The organism is Aedoeadaptatus acetigenes (assembly GCF_025566985.1).
Classification (GTDB): domain Bacteria; phylum Bacillota; class Clostridia; order Tissierellales; family Peptoniphilaceae; genus Aedoeadaptatus; species Aedoeadaptatus acetigenes.
Genome location: NZ_JAOQJD010000012.1, coordinates 20,655 through 38,504 on the forward strand (window position 1 = coordinate 20,655; position 17,850 = coordinate 38,504).

The 17,850-nt window shown below is 38.7% G+C and carries 18 protein-coding genes and 1 pseudogene; all 19 read left to right on the top strand.

Annotated features, from left to right (window positions below; translation table 11 throughout):
* The first annotated feature begins 113 nt into the window (after positions 1 to 113).
* The 19 genes and pseudogenes from OCV31_RS07405 (at position 114) to OCV31_RS07495 (ending at position 17,766) form a co-directional block, all read left to right on the top strand.
* A complete protein-coding gene (locus OCV31_RS07405) occupies positions 114 to 251 on the top strand; it encodes a hypothetical protein (RefSeq protein ID WP_173655978.1) in 138 nt (45 codons plus the stop codon).
* A gap of 55 nt (positions 252 to 306) precedes the next feature.
* Positions 307 to 2,094: a recombinase family protein gene (locus OCV31_RS07410; RefSeq protein ID WP_148473931.1), complete on the top strand. Its 1,788-nt coding sequence runs from the start codon at positions 307 to 309 to the stop codon at positions 2,092 to 2,094.
* A 243-nt stretch (positions 2,095 to 2,337) separates the two neighbouring features.
* Entirely contained in the window at positions 2,338 to 2,799 is a 462-nt protein-coding gene (locus OCV31_RS07415; protein ID WP_148473933.1) for a flavodoxin, read from the top strand.
* Between the two features lie 134 nt (positions 2,800 to 2,933).
* Positions 2,934 to 3,800 carry an AraC family transcriptional regulator gene (locus OCV31_RS07420; RefSeq protein ID WP_148473935.1) on the top strand — a complete coding sequence of 289 codons (867 nt, stop codon included), beginning with the start codon at positions 2,934 to 2,936 and terminating at the stop codon, positions 3,798 to 3,800.
* Between the two features lie 229 nt (positions 3,801 to 4,029).
* Positions 4,030 to 4,338, top strand: a pseudogene (locus OCV31_RS07425) (23S rRNA (uracil(1939)-C(5))-methyltransferase RlmD); the annotation flags it as partial.
* Between the two features lie 150 nt (positions 4,339 to 4,488).
* Positions 4,489 to 5,106, top strand: coding sequence for a class I SAM-dependent methyltransferase (locus OCV31_RS07430; RefSeq protein WP_148473939.1), 618 nt, complete (start codon positions 4,489 to 4,491; stop codon positions 5,104 to 5,106).
* Between the two features lie 57 nt (positions 5,107 to 5,163).
* The gene (locus OCV31_RS07435; RefSeq protein WP_148473941.1) at positions 5,164 to 5,670 is read left to right on the top strand and encodes a hypothetical protein; all 507 of its coding nucleotides are present in this window, start codon (positions 5,164 to 5,166) and stop codon (positions 5,668 to 5,670) included.
* 598 nt (positions 5,671 to 6,268) lie between these two features.
* Positions 6,269 to 6,892: a helix-turn-helix domain-containing protein gene (locus OCV31_RS07440; RefSeq protein ID WP_148473943.1), complete on the top strand. Its 624-nt coding sequence runs from the start codon at positions 6,269 to 6,271 to the stop codon at positions 6,890 to 6,892.
* 448 nt (positions 6,893 to 7,340) lie between these two features.
* Positions 7,341 to 8,768 (top strand): ATP-binding protein, encoded by a 1,428-nt coding sequence (locus tag OCV31_RS07445; RefSeq protein ID WP_267303872.1) that lies wholly within the window; start codon positions 7,341 to 7,343, stop codon positions 8,766 to 8,768.
* Positions 8,769 to 9,045: 277 nt separating this feature from the next.
* Entirely contained in the window at positions 9,046 to 10,377 is a 1,332-nt protein-coding gene (locus OCV31_RS07450; protein ID WP_148473945.1) for a S41 family peptidase, read from the top strand.
* A gap of 479 nt (positions 10,378 to 10,856) precedes the next feature.
* On the top strand, positions 10,857 to 11,078 hold the full coding sequence (locus tag OCV31_RS07455; RefSeq protein ID WP_148473947.1) for a DUF3784 domain-containing protein: 222 nt from the start codon (positions 10,857 to 10,859) through the stop codon (positions 11,076 to 11,078).
* A gap of 70 nt (positions 11,079 to 11,148) precedes the next feature.
* Entirely contained in the window at positions 11,149 to 11,682 is a 534-nt protein-coding gene (locus tag OCV31_RS07460) for a GNAT family N-acetyltransferase (protein ID WP_148473949.1), read from the top strand.
* 473 nt (positions 11,683 to 12,155) lie between these two features.
* Complete coding sequence (locus OCV31_RS07465; RefSeq protein ID WP_148473951.1) at positions 12,156 to 12,773, top strand: class I SAM-dependent methyltransferase; 618 nt, start codon at positions 12,156 to 12,158, stop codon at positions 12,771 to 12,773.
* A gap of 23 nt (positions 12,774 to 12,796) precedes the next feature.
* Positions 12,797 to 13,423 (top strand): L-2-amino-thiazoline-4-carboxylic acid hydrolase, encoded by a 627-nt coding sequence (locus OCV31_RS07470; protein WP_148473953.1) that lies wholly within the window; start codon positions 12,797 to 12,799, stop codon positions 13,421 to 13,423.
* A gap of 51 nt (positions 13,424 to 13,474) precedes the next feature.
* Entirely contained in the window at positions 13,475 to 14,413 is a 939-nt protein-coding gene (locus OCV31_RS07475; RefSeq protein WP_148473955.1) for an alpha/beta hydrolase, read from the top strand.
* A gap of 315 nt (positions 14,414 to 14,728) precedes the next feature.
* Positions 14,729 to 15,415, top strand: a complete 687-nt coding sequence (locus tag OCV31_RS07480; protein ID WP_148473957.1) for an MgtC/SapB family protein — start codon at positions 14,729 to 14,731, stop codon at positions 15,413 to 15,415.
* A gap of 179 nt (positions 15,416 to 15,594) precedes the next feature.
* Positions 15,595 to 15,978: a ferritin family protein gene (locus OCV31_RS07485; RefSeq protein ID WP_148473959.1), complete on the top strand. Its 384-nt coding sequence runs from the start codon at positions 15,595 to 15,597 to the stop codon at positions 15,976 to 15,978.
* A gap of 80 nt (positions 15,979 to 16,058) precedes the next feature.
* On the top strand, positions 16,059 to 16,274 hold the full coding sequence (locus OCV31_RS07490) for a hypothetical protein (protein WP_267303873.1): 216 nt from the start codon (positions 16,059 to 16,061) through the stop codon (positions 16,272 to 16,274).
* A gap of 1 nt (position 16,275) precedes the next feature.
* Positions 16,276 to 17,766: a DUF438 domain-containing protein gene (locus OCV31_RS07495; protein ID WP_148473961.1), complete on the top strand. Its 1,491-nt coding sequence runs from the start codon at positions 16,276 to 16,278 to the stop codon at positions 17,764 to 17,766.
* Positions 17,767 to 17,850 lie beyond the last annotated feature (84 nt).

Genomic DNA, 17,850 nt, shown 5'->3' on the forward strand with positions numbered 1-17,850 from the left:
AACAAAAATACTTTGAAGTGCCAATATTCTTGAAGTTGCTTATGTGGAATTAGCACATTTCAGATTTAATCCACTTATCAAGGTAAAAAAATCAACTTATATAGGAGGTTAAAATGCAAGCAATAAAGATTTATAGTATAAGACTTGCAATGTTATGTAGACTTTATGATCTTAAATTAATTAATGATAAGGAATACACAAAAATAAAAAATAGAATAGAAAATGATTATAAGAAGATGAATAGAAAGTAGTTAATCTTGTGATATAATAACACTGTAGAAAGATACAAAATGGGAAGGAGGTAAAATGAATACTAAAGTAAAATTAATAAAAGCTTCAAATACAGGAGCTAGAAATAGAAATGCACTAGATTTAGAATTAAAACGAGTTGCAGCATATTGCCGAGTTAGCACTGATAGTAAAGACCAACTTGAATCATATAAATCGCAAGTTGATTATTATACAAATCTAATAAAAAATAATAAAAACTGGACTTTGGCTGGTATATATGCAGATGAAGCAACAACAGGAACAACTGCAACTAAAAGAGCTGATTTCATGAGACTAATTAGTGATTGTCAAAATGGAGATATAGACATGATAATTACTAAATCTATATCAAGATTTGCTAGAAACACATTAGATACTTTGAAATATGTAAGGCTTCTAAAGGAAAATAACGTTGGTGTAGTATTTGAAGAAGAAAATATAGATACTTTGACAATGGATGGAGAGCTATTACTAACAATATTAAGTTCAGTAGCTCAACAAGAAGTAGAAAATACCTCAGCCCATGTGAAAAAAGGACTGAAAATGAAAATGGAAAAAGGGGAGCTTATTGGCTTTCAAGGTTGCCTTGGATATGATTATGACCCTATAACAAAAAGCATCTCTATAAATGAAGAAGAAGCTAAAATTGTCAGATACATCTTTAAAAGATATTTAGAGGGCAATGGAGGGTCAGTTATTGGTAGGGAACTAGAAGAACAAGGATACCTCACCCCTAGAGGTAAAACAAAATGGTCTGATACTACAGTGTTAGGAATAATTAAGAATGAAAAGTATATTGGCGATATACTAATGGGAAAGACCTTCACAGTTGATCCCATAACAAAAAGAAGACTAGCAAACTTTGGTGAATCTGATAAATATCACATTGAAAATCATCACGAGCCAATTATATCAAAAGAAGATTTTGAAAAGGCACAAGAGATTAGACTTAGGAGGGCACAAAATAGAAACACCATTGCTAATAAGGATAGAAAAAGAGAGAAACTATCAAGGCAATATGCTTTTTCAAGTATGCTTGAATGTGGATTTTGTGGTGAAATACTTTCAAGAAGAACATGGCACACTAGTTCAATTTATAAAAAAATTAACTGGCAATGTGTAAAGTCAACTAAAAAAGGTAAAAAATATTGCCCTCATTCAAAAGGAATACAAGAAGCAGCAATAGAAAAAGCTTTTGTTGAAAGCTATAGGCAATTATGCCATGCAGATTCAACAGTAATAGATGACTTTTTAAAAATTGTAGAAGAAGAAATAAATGATAATACTTTAGTCAAAGATTTGAAAAAGTTAGAAAACCAATTAAACAGAATCATTAGTCAAGAAAGAAAGTTAGTTGATCTTCATTTAGAAGATAGTATAGACGAAGAAGTTTATGCTAAAAAATATAAAAAACTTACAAAACAAAAAGAAGAATTACTTGATGAAAAGAAAACACTAGAGCTAACTATCAAAGATGAAAACTCTATTAAAGAAAGACTAAAGCAATTTAAAAAGGTCTTAGAAAACAAAGAAATTATAGAGGAATTTAGTAGAACAGTATTTGAAAGCATAGTTCATAAAGTTGTGGTGGGCAGAATTGACAAAGACGGAACAGTCCATCCATATGACCTAACATTCTATTTCAAAACAGGAGTTAAAGATAGTCAAGATTCAAATAACTTTAAAGATAAAAGAAAAAATGCCAAAGACAATGACATTAATAAATTGTGTTCCTACAAGAATGACGAGGATAAAAAATTATGTTCCCAAGCAAAAGACAACGCATGTGGAGGCTGTATGTTTGATGTCAAGAAAATAAGATAAGATAAGATAAGATGTTATAAGACTGTTGAAATCAATGGCTTTTAGGATCTTTAAGAAAATCCTAAAAGCCATTTTTCTATTTGAAAAATACCCTGCGGGAACATTTCAAGTGTAGATTATTGCAGGGTGTGTAGACACTATGTATATTTTAGGGGGAGTGAACAGGATAGATAATATCAGGCTACTTATCATATAATAAAAACGATATAACAGTAATTAGGTTGAATTAAGGAGGTAATTATAATGAGTCCTTTAGTTGTATATTATTCATATTCAGGAACAACAAGAAGATTAGCAGAAGATATCGCATTGATTACTGATGGAGATTTGAGAGAGCTGAAGCCACAAAAGCCTTATTCATTCTCATATAATACAGCTGTAAAAGAAGTGAGAGAAGAAATTGAAAAAGGATATTGCCCACCTCTTATTCAAGGGGCAGAAACTATTGAAAATGCGGAGGTGGTTTTTATTGGTTCTCCTAATTGGCTTAAAACTTTTGCCCCACCCGTGCTATCGTTTTTAAGAACGGTTGATTTAAGTGGAAAGACAATTATTCCGTTTTGCACGCATGGCGGAGGTGGTTTTGGGAGAATGATTGAAGATTACAAAAAGGAATGTAAGAATTCAATTATTAAAGATGGAATAGCGTTAAAAGGAGATTACAGTTTTGATGAACTAAAAACATGGTTAGATAGTAATTTATGAATCCCTGTTTATTAAGTCTAGCAAAGTATAAGTTTATAAGAGATAAAACCTATAAAACTTGTACAGATATTTTAGGGTAGGAAAAGAAATCTTCCTCTATACTAAAATTAACCGAAAGAAAGGGAGGAATCGAAATGAATATTATCAAGTCGTTTAACAATACGATTGATTATCTTGAAACAGTTCTTGATGATGAAATTGACGAAAAGAAAGTAGCACAGCTATCCGGATATTCGTATTCGATGTTTAGTCGCTTGTTTTCTATTCTGACCGAAACAACGCTTTCAGAATATTTAAGAAGCAGAAGATTAACAGAAGCTGCCGTTATCTTAAGAGATACGGATGAAAAGATTATAGATCTTGCTTTAAAATTCGGATATGAGTCGTCGGATTCGTTTGGGACAGCTTTTAAGAATTTTCATGGATTTACTCCTTCTGAGGTAAGAAACGGTAAACCGTTCAAATTAGTTTCACGAGTGCAATTAGCATTAATTGTAAAAGGAGGAAGAAGCATGAACATTACAATTCAAAAGAAAAAAGCATTTACGGTTGCAGGTGTAAATGAACAAAACATCAATTCATCATTATGTTCAAGTATATGGGGAAAATTATTTTCTAGGGTTAGCCATGAAGAGATGTCAAAATTAGGGACAGGAGAATCTGTTGGGGTTTGCCACGATATATTAACCCTTGATAACCATGATGCCTTAGAAGCTAATACAATTAACTATATGGCCGGCTATATTGTTAATGATGTGGATAAAGCAAGAAGCATGGGTTTAGATATTTTGGAAGTGGAAGAAGCAGATTATGCTGTTGTAGAATTAATAGGATCTGTTCCGGATTGTATTCATAACGGATGGAAATATGCGATGGAAGTTTTCTTCCCTGAGCATGGTTATGTCCATTCAGGAAAACCTGACTTTGAATATTATTATGAAGGTGATATGAATAGCAAAGACTATAAAATGGAACTTTGGATTCCGATAACTAAAGCTTAAAAAATCCCAGTCTGTCTATCTGAAACCTTTTAACGATAGTTTCTACCTATCGTTAAAAGGTTCATTGATAAGTTTCCACATACGAACAGGTCAACAAGACATACTTAGTGTTCACTCGTTTCATGTGGAGGCCATTGCGCTTCTTGTAAAAGGATAAGGTCTTGATCATGCCGAGAATCTCCAAGAAAAGCGCCCGCCGGGGTGATTCGATTGGCAAGATTCGACGGCTGAGGCCATTGCGCTTTTGTCCAAACTCGATGTCGATAAGCATATAGACGTTGAAATTGAGCTGGATGAGCTTGATTTGACCAGTGCTGAAAGTAAGGCAACATATGCTCAAATCAAAGAATATGTTTGGAATAAATTTGAATTAAAAGTTCCGACATTATATATTGCACAGATAAAAAGGACATGTGGAATAGAATTACGAGAACATTACAACAAGTCTAAAAAGGAGAAACAAATTATTCCACAGTGTACACCTGAAAAAGAAGAAGCCATCATGGATGCTTTGAGACACTTCAAAATGATTGAATAGAAAAGAATGACAGCCTATGACTCTCAGCATTTATGACATTTCTACTTGGTATAGGAACAGCTATTATTCCTCTCTTACGAGGTATCAATTAGAAAATAGGCTCAATATAAAGATTAATAGGATCCTTATTATATTTAAAGGAGAGTTGAAATGATTGATAAAAGAAATGAAAAATTTTGGGATAAATTTGCTAAGCTATATGCTCCTTTCATGAAAAAAGACAAAGGAGTATATGATAAAGTATGCGAATACATTTGTCCTCATTTGAATAAAGACATGGAGGTGCTTGAACTCGCTTGTGGCTCAGGACAATTATCGTTTAGTCTTTCAAAGCATACGAAAAGTTGGATCGGTACAGACTTCTCCGAGCAAATGATTCAGGAAGCTAAAAAGCGTGGGGAATACGAAAATCTTACATTTGAAACAGCCGATGCAACAGCATTACCCTATTCCCATGAAAAATTTGATTGTGTGTTAATTGCTAATGCACTTCATATTATGCCTAAACCGGATGAGGCGATGAAAGAAATCTATAGGGTGTTAAAACCGAATGGGATTTTGTTTGCCCCTACTTTTCTATGGAAAGAGGGAAAGCAAAGAAAAATGATAAAAAGTTTGATGTCTATTTTAGGATTTAAGATGTATCAAGAATGGGATAAAAAGAAATTTGAAGATTTTACCCATGATTATGGGTTTTCAGTAGTTGAAATGAAATTGGTATATGGAGGTCTTGCACCGATTGGTGTGATGATTGCACATAAAAAGTAATATTAAATTATTATTTATAAAGTAATATGAATTTAAAAGCAAAAGGGAGATGATTTTATGGATTTAATACAGGCAATTCTTGTCGGAATTGCTATAGCAGCTATTTTTAACGGTGCAGTGGCTTCTTTGGTACTTATTAATCCAAGATTCTTTTTGGATTCTTATCCAAAGGCTATCCAAAAAATAGCTCCGAAACAAATGACAAAGCAAGAGAAAAAGATAAACATGACACTTACTATCATTATTGTGGGAGTTTGTTTTATTTATTCAACAATAAGCATTTTACATTCAGGAATCGTTGGCTTTTGGAATATATTTTGGATGGGATACATTCAGTGGAGTATATTAAATATAGGAGATTTTTTGTTATTGGATTGTCTCTTATTTCAAGGAAAATATAAAGAAAAGATAGTTATTCCGGGAACAGAGGGACACAAAGATTATGAGTTTAATAATTGGATGAAACATTTGGCAATTCGAGAACATTTTTTATTAGTTCCATTTTTTCTTGTACCAATTATAGCTACAATTCAAGCTTTGTTTGTTGGCTTTTTAGGAAGATAAATTTAGAATTGCATAAACAATTTAATAATTTCATAAGAGATACCATAAGAACAGTAAATCAAATCGGTTTACTATTTTTTCTTTGCTCAAAATTAGAAAGAAAGGCGCAACATAGTCAAGTATATGGACACAATTTTTAAATACTTCTTTGCAGCTACACGATAAATATCATGCAAAATAGCCGAATCAAAAAATGATGAGTGAAACAAAATAAAGATGATCGACCTTATAAAATCAATAGGTTTTGTAGATAAAGGCGCGACGGTAGGAGCAGGTGTTGGTGGGCTTGATCGCTTCTTCCAAGTCTCGTAGCATGGCGAGAGTGTAGTATTGATGTCAAGAACTAAGTAAAATTAAGAAACCCTTGCCACTGAACTTGATCATGAATTTGTCTCAAAGTTTACTAAAGAGTTTATGGAATTATATAATGGGATTTTTAAAACGAAGACAAATTAGAATTTGTAGAATAGGTTGTTTATATTGGCTTAATAAAAAAACAGCATTGCAACTGTTGGTTGACATATTTCCAAGGTGGCTTGGTAGCCATGAAATCGATTGGTTTGATATAACTAAACCATAAAAGAAAGGAGGGTGCGTTATGAACATGGCAGACAGAATACGGTATTTGAGAAAAACAAAAGGAATTTCACAGGAGGAACTTGTAGGCAAGATAGGAGTATCTCGGCAGGCAGTTTCAAAATGGGAAAGCGAACAAAGCTTGCCGTATTTAGAAAAAATAATTACCATGAGCGATTACTTCGGAGTTACAACCGATTATATTCTAAAAGGAATTGAACCGGTTGCAGATAAAGAGCAGAAAAGCTCTGAACTAAAAAGCAAGATACTATATATCGCATCAACAGCATTTGTTGCGATTGGGTTATTTAGTGCTTTTGCAGGCTGGCATGAAACGCAAACCATGTATACCGTATGGGGTTCAATGATTATTCAGGCCGTTGGAATTGCCGGATACTTTGTAGGGCGGTTACTCTCTGTAGCAAGGCCGCCTTTTGCTGTCAACTGGCTTAATCTCAGCGGGTTCTTGTTCATGCCTCTTTCTATGGTTACGGGTGCAATTTCTATCGCATTTTTTAAACAAGGGTGGATTGCCCCATACCCTATCAGCATTGATCATGTTGTATTGTTTGTTATAGCGTATATTAGTATTTGCGTCATAAGCTTTCTTGTGTTGAAAAGACGAACAACAGAAGTCCGGGTTTGATGACAACTCCCGGTTTGTCGAGGTAATGCCTTTTAACGATAACCTTATTCTATCGTTAAAAAGCATGTGGATATGTTTCCACATTCAGACAAGACTTCATGACATACTTAGTGTTCACTCGTTTCATGCTGAGGCCATTGCCCTTCTTGTAAGAAGATAATGTCTTGATCATGCCAAGAATCTCCAAGAGAAGCGCCCGCCGGGGCGATTCGATTGGCAAGATTTGATGGCGGATGTGATTCTCGTCTTCTGAAAATTAAATAAATAGCTTATAAGGCTTTCGGGGTTACGGTATAATCCAGAAAGTCTTTTTTATGCCGGCAGTTTTGAAAATAGAGAGAAGTATTGAAAGGAAATAACGAGAGGGAGATTGATTATAGAAAACGGAAGTACCGGAAGTAAAGAACAGATAAGCGAGTAGTTGAAATGCTTCGCCCTATTCGCGGAAGTGAATTTCAAAATAGTTCCGCTATGGAATTATTTCGAAATAGGATTGAATTTACCGGGGGCATCTCCTATACTTAAATTAAGGTCCGCTTTGGAAATAATTTTAAATAGAAAGGGGGAAGGACTTATGGAGATAAAGCGGGATTATTATTTAGAGAAATTAATACGAAAAAAAGATAACGGATTGATTAAAATAATCACAGGAATCAGGAGGAGCGGGAAATCCTACTTACTCAATCATCTGTTTTACAATCACTTACTTGAAAGCGGCGTCGATGAAAATCATATTATAAAATTTGCCTTTGACTCCGGAAGAGATCTGTTGAAAATCGGCGAAGATCTCATGGATCTGGACGTGCTGAGCGGGGAAAGATTGGTCGATCCTAAAAAGTTTTTAGACTATATCATGAGTAAAACAAAGGGCGGCGAGAAGTTTTATATCCTCTTGGACGAAGTGCAATTGTTGGCGTCCTTTGAACAAGTATTAAACGGCTTTTTACGTCAAGATAATTTTGATGTTTATGTTACCGGGAGTAATTCTAAATTCTTATCTAAAGATGTCATCACTGAATTTGCAGGTAGGGGCGACGAAATCCATGTCATGCCTCTGGTCTTTTCTGAATTTCTTCAAACTTATGATGGCGATAAAGAAGATGCCTTTACCGACTATCAAGTCTATGGCGGTTTGCCGGCCCAAGCCTTGATGAAGACGGAAGAAGATAAGATGAATTACCTCAAGGGACAACTCGAAAATGTCTATTTGCGAGATATTGTTCACAGGTATGACATTCGCTTAACGGCCGAGCTGGAAGATTTGCTCAATATCTTGGCATCGGGCACTGCAACGCTGACCAATCCGACAAAGCTGGCATCCACCTTTTCGTCGATTAAGAAATCAAAAATATCCGCCAATACGATCGATAAATTTATCGGCTATTTTGAAGACTCCTTTATGCTGAAAAGGGTGTACAGGTATGATGTTAAGGGGAAAAAGTACATCGGAACGCCTTATAAATTATATTTTGAAGATGTGGGGCTTCGGAATGCAAGATTAAATTTTAGACAGATCGAACCGACCCACCTTATGGAGAATATTATTTATAACGAGCTGAGATATCGAGGGTATATGGTGGATGTCGGCATGGTGGTGAAGAGGGAAAAGGATAAGAATAATAAAGATATAAAGAAACAGCTGGAAGTTGATTTTATCGCCAATCTGGGAAGCAAGAGATATTACATTCAATCGGCATATCGCCTTCCCTCTGTAGAAAAAATGAATCAAGAAAAAGCATCCTTGTTGACGATCGACGATTCATTTAAAAAAATCATCATTGTAAACGACCGGGTCAAACCGTTTTTAGACAAGCACGGGATACTGACGATGAATTTATTTGACTTTTTGTTAAACAAGGAAAGTTTAGACTTCTAATGAATAACTTGATTGATTCGTTATGGATCTGATCCCGCAGACAAGGCTTTTCAGAAATATGAAATTTTATTCATACTGATCACTCAAGTCATTACGAGACGGTGGCATTATTGTCAAGGGACTAGTCCCGAAGCAATCAACAGAATGTGTTAATGCAGAAGCCTTAGAAAATGAAGCGGGTCATGTTGTTATTGATGAAATTGGATTTTTGAACATCCACTTTACCGCCGGAAAACCATACTATTATTAATTTCAGAATCCAATAGGAGGTACATTCATGAAAATAAATAAAAAGCGTAAAATCATAATTTTTACCATAGTGATTTTGTTAATAAGTTCAGTGGTAACCTTCTGTTTAATTAACAGCTATAAATTTTCATCAAAACCTATTTTTGACTTTCCTCCCTTAAAAGAGAATGAAAAATTAGATTCTGATGATTATGTCTATGACTTCAATTATGCTTGGGATGTTTTAGAAGATTACTATCCTTATTTTGATGTGAACAGAGAACTTTTCGGTGTTGATTTTTTAGCAAATAAAAATGATTATCAAGACTATATTGCTCAAGCTAAAACAGATGAGGATTTCTATAAGCGATTTAATCAGATATTGAAAGACCTACATAATTACCATGTGAATTTAATAGGAGTAAACGAGGGAATATATCAATACTTAACATACAGAGATGCTCATAGAGTAGATTTTCGCTCAGATTTTGCAGACTTATATGAGAATAACATCGTTCAAAATCGATATGGCATTACCAATGAATTAATTCGAGACAAGTTGTCTGAATATCACGGACAAGATTTTGAGATTCTATCAACAAATGCTAATTGCCAAGATTTAATACCAGGTAAAATTGCACTTATCTCCATTCCTAATATGATTGGTTATGATCTGCAAAGTATAGAATTTAAAAAAGATAAAGAAAAGATTGAGTCGTACTTGCAGTTAGTTGAAAATTATGGAGCCTTAGTTATAGATATTCGTGGCAATGGCGGTGGAGATTCTCAATATTGGGAAGAGTTTTTGCTACCTCTCATTGTAAATGAAGAAGTTAGGAATTTAGAATATACATTTATTAAGGATGGTCCACTCTTCAAAAAGGTTAGAAGATATGAAGGATATAAAAGGCTTAATGCCAACACACTAGGAGGTTTTAATTTTCCGGAGAAAACAATCAACTACCTAAAAGACTTTAGTTTTTATACGAATCATGAAAGAGTAGTTAATCCTAATAATGAATCCGTTAAATTTGGAGGAAAGATATATCTCTTAGTAGATGAAAAAGTTTTTTCATCTGCTGAAATGTTAGCTAGCTTTATGAAAGAAACAAACATTGCAACATTAATCGGGACTACAACAGGGGGCGATGGAATTGGGACTGATCCCTTCCAAATATCATTACCTAAATCAGGTTTTGTCATGCGTTTTCCAAAACAAATGGGAGTGACAGGAAAGGGAAGCATTAATGATCTTGAAAAAACAAAGCCAGATATTACGGTCATAGATTCTAGTGTTAAATATAGTTTTGGAGAGAATCAAATAAATATAAATGCAGACAAGTGTTTAGAAAAGGTATTGGAACTAGAGAAAACGAAATGATAAAAAAGCCCGACTCGAGAAGAAAATATGCGAAAGTATGGATGTAGAAGAGGGGTGTAATGCTGAAAAACTAGGATTGGAGAATCGAGTCACTGTTGGAAATCAACTGAAAATGGAATAGATCGTTAAAATTATTATTCTATTTGCAAATCAAATAGAATGAGACTGCTAAAAATCCTAATGATATGTTTTTCAATACTCGAAACTGCTAAAAGCCGCTGATATGTTTACGAAAATGTAAAAATGGGCTTTTTATCCATCCTGACCACTCGTTTCATGTGGAGTGTTTATGTTTAATGTCACGGGAGAAGTGCTACACGGAATAGGAAGGCCTCGAAATCAAGGGATTTTGAGTATGACACCGGAGACAGGCACATCGCCGGAGTTTTTTTCCAACAGATTGATTTTCGTCCAAAATAAAGCCAATCTGTATGAAAGCAGGCATGAGAGGATGAAGTAATGATTTAGGGGTCGGTAAAATGTTGATATTAAAAATTATACTAATGACGCTCGGTGTTGCATTTACAGTATTTGGATATAAGATTTATTTTCAAGAGAAATACAATCTAATCAACGGTTTTGAAGAAGCTTATAAAGCAGGAAGGAAAACAAAACGATATGCCGAGAGAGTTGGATTGGTAGAATTGATTATTGGAATTATCCTAACTGTAATTGGAGTCTATGGGATTATTATTAAATAACAAACGATTTTCAGTTTTATGAGCCGGACAAGCCTGAATCGACGAAAAAAATGTTGAAAGGGGCGATGGAATGATTCGAAAGGCAGTTTCTTCCGATCTCGATGCGGTGGTGACGATTTATAATGAAATCATCCAATTGCAAGAGGATGGGGCGATCACGGTGGGATGGATTCGTGGCGTGTACCCGACAAGGGCGACGGCAGAAGACGCGCTTCGTCGAGAAGATTTGTTTGTGATCGAAAAAGACGGCGCTATTTTGGGCTCCGCGATCATCAATCAGCTTCAGGTGGATGTCTACGCAAAGGCCAAATGGCGGCACGAGGTAGATGCCGAGAAGGTATGGGTTCTGCACACGCTGACGATTTCTCCGAAAGCGAGCGGACTGGGACTCGGAAAGCAGTTTGTCGATTTCTATGAAAGCTATGCATTGGATCACGGATGTTGCGCGCTTCGCATGGACACAAATGAACGAAATCTGGTGGCGCGGAAGATGTACAAGAAGCTTGATTTTGAAGAAATAGATATGGTGCCTACTGTGTTTAACGGGATCCCCGATGTCAATCTGGTTCTCCTGGAGAAATATTTGGGCGACACAGAGAGGTGATTTTTACTCGTACAAAGGGAAGTTGCTTAAGGAGGCAAAATGGAGGAAAAGAACGTATGGCTGATATTGGCTATGATTGCGTTCATTACGCTTATCGCTTCGATATGGATGTCATTTAACAGTGGTAAAACGGAGTACGCATGGATCATCGGGTCCATGCTTTTCGGTATAGGATGCGGAGATCGGTATAACAAGTTGAAAAAGATGTAAAAGCATAGGGATTTCATCATCTACCGGTGGAAAAATCCCGCGACGAAGCGACGGGATTTATGTGAAGAAAAAATAGGAAACAGATTCTGCACGGCATCTTATCCGGCTTCGATACTTTAAAAATAAAATAACAGACTATAAAGCTGTCGAAAAAATGGATTTTAGGATTTTACAAGAAATCTTGAAATCCTTTTTTTCTGTTAAATCGCCGGAAGGGGACGTGGTATAATATCTATGATAATAAGTATCAACAGGAGGCGGTTATGTTTCGACGCTTTTTAGAAAATTTCAGAAAACCGGAAGACAACTTTGCCGGCAGATTGATGTTAATGAGCATGAATCGAGGCCATGAAAAATTAGCGAAGTGGGGAAGGTCTTACATAAAAATCAATAAAGAAGATGCCGTCTTGGATTTAGGCTGCGGCGGCGGGCGAAACATCGAATATTTTTTGACTCAAGGAGCCAAAGTCTACGGCATGGACCACTCGCAGACCAGTGTAAACATGGCGAGTGAGAGAAATAAAGAAGCGATCGAGTCCGGCCGATGCCAAATTCTCGTGGGCGATGTAAAGCACCTTCCCTTTAAGGATGAATCCATGGCTATTGTCACGGCCTTTGAAACGATTTATTTTTGGAACGACATTGAGGCGTGCTTTAAAGAGATTTATCGCGTGTTAAACAGAGGCGGGAAGTTTCTCATATGCAATGAGGTCTCGTCGATGAAAAGAAAAGATGTAAGGATTTTAGCCGGGAAGATTTCCATGAAAGTCTACACACCCGACGACTTGACGAATATGCTTACGAAAGTCGGTTTTTTGTGTGATTACCATTTAGACAGAAAAGAACAACTGGCGTTCATAGCGACCAAAACAGAGCATTGAAAGAAAGGCATGAAGGAGATTCGATGAAATATCGCCGATTTTATTTTAATCTGTTTCGACATCCGATGAAAAAGGTCTTGGCGGAAACATACGGCCGAGCCTATGCCGACGAAATCATCAAAAAAAGCAAAAAAGTGTATCGAAAGCTTGTCGAAGAGGCGGAGGATATGGGCGAGTACAATCCCATGGCCTACAATGAGTTGTTTGCCCTCGTGTTTGTCGCTCCTTATTTAGCAAGCGAGAAAAAGATTCCGCCGGAAATCGCGCAGGAGATGATGCGTCGATCCCTTTATTTTGTCCGCCCGTATTTTTCTCTTGTCGACCTCAATACGAAGTGGGGGAAGGCGGCCAATAAGAAAAACATCCTGAAGTATGTCAAATGGTATACGCCGGAAAAAGAAAAGCGCTACCCCACGTCCTTTAAAGTTGATTTTGTCGGCGAGCCCTACGAGGGCGCCTGCTACTACAGAATCACCCGCTGCCCCATATGTGCCTACACCGAAAAGCTCGGCGTCGCGGAATTAATGCCCCTGTTTTGCGAGCTGGACGAGGTGATGATTGGCCTTCAGCATGGCGTGCTTCACAGAAAAGACACCATCGCCAACGGCGCGGATTGTTGCGATTATTTTATTACAGGGGATAAAGAATAAACCGAAAGCATGGGGGAAACCGGATGGAAGGCTGTTTTCAAGGAGGGAAAAATGAGTTTAACGTATAAGATCGCATCGTCCATCGTAAGGCTGCTCGGAGTCAAAAAGATGTTTTTAAAGAACAAAGAAGACATGCTCGCCTATGCAAGGAAAGAAAATGCGAAAGTGGTCTTTGATTTAAAGAAGGCAAAAAAGCGGGCCGAGAGAAAAAACTATTTCCTCTTCCACAGAGAGGTCATGGGATACAGGCTGCTTTCTTACCAAAAAAATCAAATGCCCGCCTACGGTGCGGTTCTCTATCTCTTCGGCGGCGGCATGATTACGCAGCCGGACAAATTGGATTTTTCTTTGGCGGAAAGAATCATGGAGAAAACGGGCAAAGATGTTTGGTTTTTGTTTTATCCCCTTTGTTCGGAGGATGTAAAGGTGGATAAGACATACGAAGTTTCCTTTGAAACCTATCGGCGGATGACCGAAAATTACAAGGCGGAGAACCTAAGTGTCCTCGGTTTTTCCTCCGGCGCCTGCCTGGCTCTAGGGATCTTTCTACATAATAATGCCTTGGGCAGACCCCTTCCCATGCCCGAAAAAATTATTTCAGTTTCACCCGGCGGCATACCCGATGTCACGCTCCATGAGAACAGAGAGATATGGGAAAAGCTAAATGCGCTGAACCCTAAAGACATTATGATTGAACCGACCTATATTAAAACGGCAAGGGAGATTGCAAAAGGAGATGCAGACCTGCCTGAATATATGTTAGACGGAACGGTAGGCGATTTTACGGACTTCCCGAAAACATACTTTTATTACGGAGAAAATGAATGCCTCTACGCCTTTGCGGACGAATTTCAAAAAGCCATGGAAAAATACCGGGCGCCCTACGAAATCATTGTGGGGAAAGGCATGTGCCACTGTTACCCTTTGGCGCGGTTTTTCAGAGAAGGCAGAGAGGCGCAGGATGAAATCATTGAATTGCTGAAGTCTTAAAAAGCACAAGTTTTATGAAAGCATCTACGAGGGTAGGTGCTATTCTTATGTAAAATTTCAGGAAACGTTCCATGCACGGAAAAGGCGCAGGACAATCCAAGGAGGATGCGGCATAGCAGACGTTCACCGCCACCTGCCTTTGGATACTTTCAATTTGTTACTTGTTGTTACTTGCCTTAATGCCCGCGTCTTGATGTAAAGTTATTATCATGGTAATGTTAAGACATATTAAAATCGGCGCATCTCAAGCAAGGATTGGCTTTTTCGAAATAAATGATTTCAATCGGTACGAGGCGGGATAGAAGGAGGCAGGGAATGAATGTATTTTTAGTGGCAGGCAGAATCATTCTGGCGGCCTTTTTAGGCGCCATTATCGGCATGGAAAGGGAAACGAAACACAAAGCCGCCGGTTTCAGAACCCATATTATTGTCAGCGTCGGTGCTTGCTTGATTATGCTCATCGGCATCGACGGCGTCGGCAAAGTATCCGGTGGCGATGGATGGGATGCCCTCAGGCTTCCCGCCCAGGTGATCAGCGGCATCGGCTTTTTAGGTGCCGGGACCATCCTTCAAACAAAGGATGGGGTATCCGGCCTCACCACGGCGGCCACCTTGTGGCTGTCTGCCGCCATCGGACTCGCCGTGGGAATCGGCTATTATGAAGGCGCGATTATAGCGACCGTCGTTTGCCTGATCACCTTGATCTTGCTCATGGGATTCAGCGATGCGCTCAATGAGCGAACGACAGTATCTTATATTATGGTATTTAACAGTACCAATTTCGACCGAGACCGCTTTTTGAATTTCACTTCCGAGAAAGGCGTGGAAGTGAGAAAACTCGATATCATTGACGTGGGCATCGAGGACGAATCAATCATTGAAGCCACGTTAACTTTTCATAAAAATTACGACATCGAAGATCTTTTCGAGAAGTTAAAATCAGATTCCTGCTTGAAATCGGTAAAATTGAGGAACAAAGAAAATAAAAAAAATAGTAAATGAAGCATGAAAAAGGATGGCCTTAAGGTTTTAAATCTTAAAGGCCTTTTTCTATGCCGAAGGAGCGATGGATATAGAGTAGCATCGGATCTTATTCACGTTTCGATAGTTGATATTTATAATGAAGGAAGAGGGTATCTTTTAGAGTAGGTACAAATCCATGTGATTGAAAGGAAAATGAAATGAGCAGAAGCGACAACGATAGGAAAATATTATTAAAATCCCAGCAAGGAGAATTGGATGCGGTCCTTATGTATCAAGCCCTTGCAGAGGTGGTGAAAGATACAAAGGACGCAGACACCTTTCGAAAACTGGCTGCAGAAGAAGGTCACCACGCGGCCGTGTTTCACGGACTTACAAACGAAAATTTAAAGCCAAAGAAAACCTTGGCCATCCTCATGCCCATCCTTTATAAGATAATCGGAAAAAAGAGGCTCTACCCGCTTATTGTAAAGGGAGAATACGCCGCCGAAAACTACGCGCCGGTTGCGGAAAAATTTCCCGTGATTGAAAGCGTGAGAAAGGACGAAACTCGACACGGCGATACTGTCGCCGGTCTGCTTTAAGATTCATAGAGGATGAAAGAGCGAAGCACTTCAACGGATGAATGGGACCCAAGTATCGTCCGGTGTATGAGGAGAATAAAATGAAAACAATTCGATTACTCTATCCGGATTATATTAGCGGGGGATTGGACAACTATTATTTCGGGGCGAAACTTTTTCAACATATTCTGCCTCAAAATGAGAACCGGCCTTTGATTGAAGATGTAGGTATTTATACAAAAACGTTGTTGAAACAACATACATTGGATTCCTTTCCGTTTATGATTAAGAAAAAGAGAAATGAAAGGAGTTATTGAAATGGCAAAGAAACTTGATTTAAATAAAACGGTCTTCGAACTGACACAGGAATACCCGGAACTGGTCGATATTATGGCGGGTCTGGGCTTTACCGAGATAACGAAAAAGCCCATGCTGTATTCCATGGGTAAAATGATGACCATCCCGAAGGGCGCGAAGATGAAGAACATCTCCATGATTGATGTTATGACCACGTTGATGCGCCATGGATTTGAGCCGGTGGGCGATATGCCGGATATGGCTTCGGTTTCGAAAACGCAATGGCAGGAAGACAATGCAGGCCACCCTTCCGCGGATCGTAGGGAACAATTGAAGGCATATCTGAAAAGACTCGGCGACGGAGAAGCCTTGGAAGATGTTAGGGCAGATTTCGTTCGCGAATTCGGAGAAGTGGAGGCGTCGGAGATTATGGAGGCGGAGCAGGCGCTTTTGAAAGAAGGCACGCCCCTGAGCGAGGTGCAGCGCTTGTGTGACGTGCACTCGGCTTTGTTCCACGGTTCCACCACGGAAGAAAAAATCGCCAATGCCGAAAGGGAAGTGGAGGCATCGGCCATAAGAAAAAAGGCGCAGGCGGTTAAGCAAGAAAAGGAGGCGAAGACGGCGGCCCTCGAAGCCATCACGGGGCATCCCCTGTACACCTTCAAGAAAGAAAACGACGCCTTGTCGGCGCTGCTCGCTGAATTTAAAGAGCACAGAGATGAATCGCTACTTGAGCAAATTCGCGAGCTTTCGATTCATTACGCCAAGAAAGGCGATCTGCTCTATCCGCTGCTTAAGGTTCATTACGATATCTCCGGTCCTTCCGATGTCATGTGGACGGTCGACGATGAAATTCGCGACGGCCTCGCTTCCCTTGTGAAGGAAAAAGAACATGGCGAAGCATGGAATGCCCGCCTGGATAACCTGCTTACTCGTGCGGAGGAGATGATTTATAAGGAACAGAACATTCTCTTTCCCATCTGTGCGGTTAATTTTACGCAAGAGGAATGGTACGGCATTTATCGGGATGCCAAAGATTATGCCGCCTGCTTCGGCGTAGAACAAAAGACGTGGGAAGATGCTGAAAACATGGCGCAGGCTGTGGCTGAAGCCTCGGAAGGGGAGATCCTCATGCCGGGCGGCCGTTTGACCATTGAGCAGCTGATCGCCCTATTAAACACGATCCCCATGGAGATCACCTTTGTCGATGCAGACAATATCAATCGCTTCTTCGACGAAGGGCCGAAGGTATTTAAACGACCTCTCATGGCGCTGAACCGCGAGGTGTTCTCGTGTCATCCGCCGAAAATCGAGCCCATGGTCCGTCAGATCATCGACGATTTCAGACACGGACGTCGCGATTCTGTGGAAGTATGGATGGAAAAAGAAGGGCGTACCATGCTGGTTCGATACATGGCTGTGCGGGACAAGAACGGCAAATACCTCGGCACCATGGAATTGGTACAGGACATGGAGTTTGCAAAAGAACATTTTCTCGGAAAGCAAGCCTGATTTTGCGCAACAAAAAAGATTCTTCGACTATGGCCGGAGAATCTTTTTTATGGAAAGGTTGCAGTCTCTCTGCGAAAACATGAA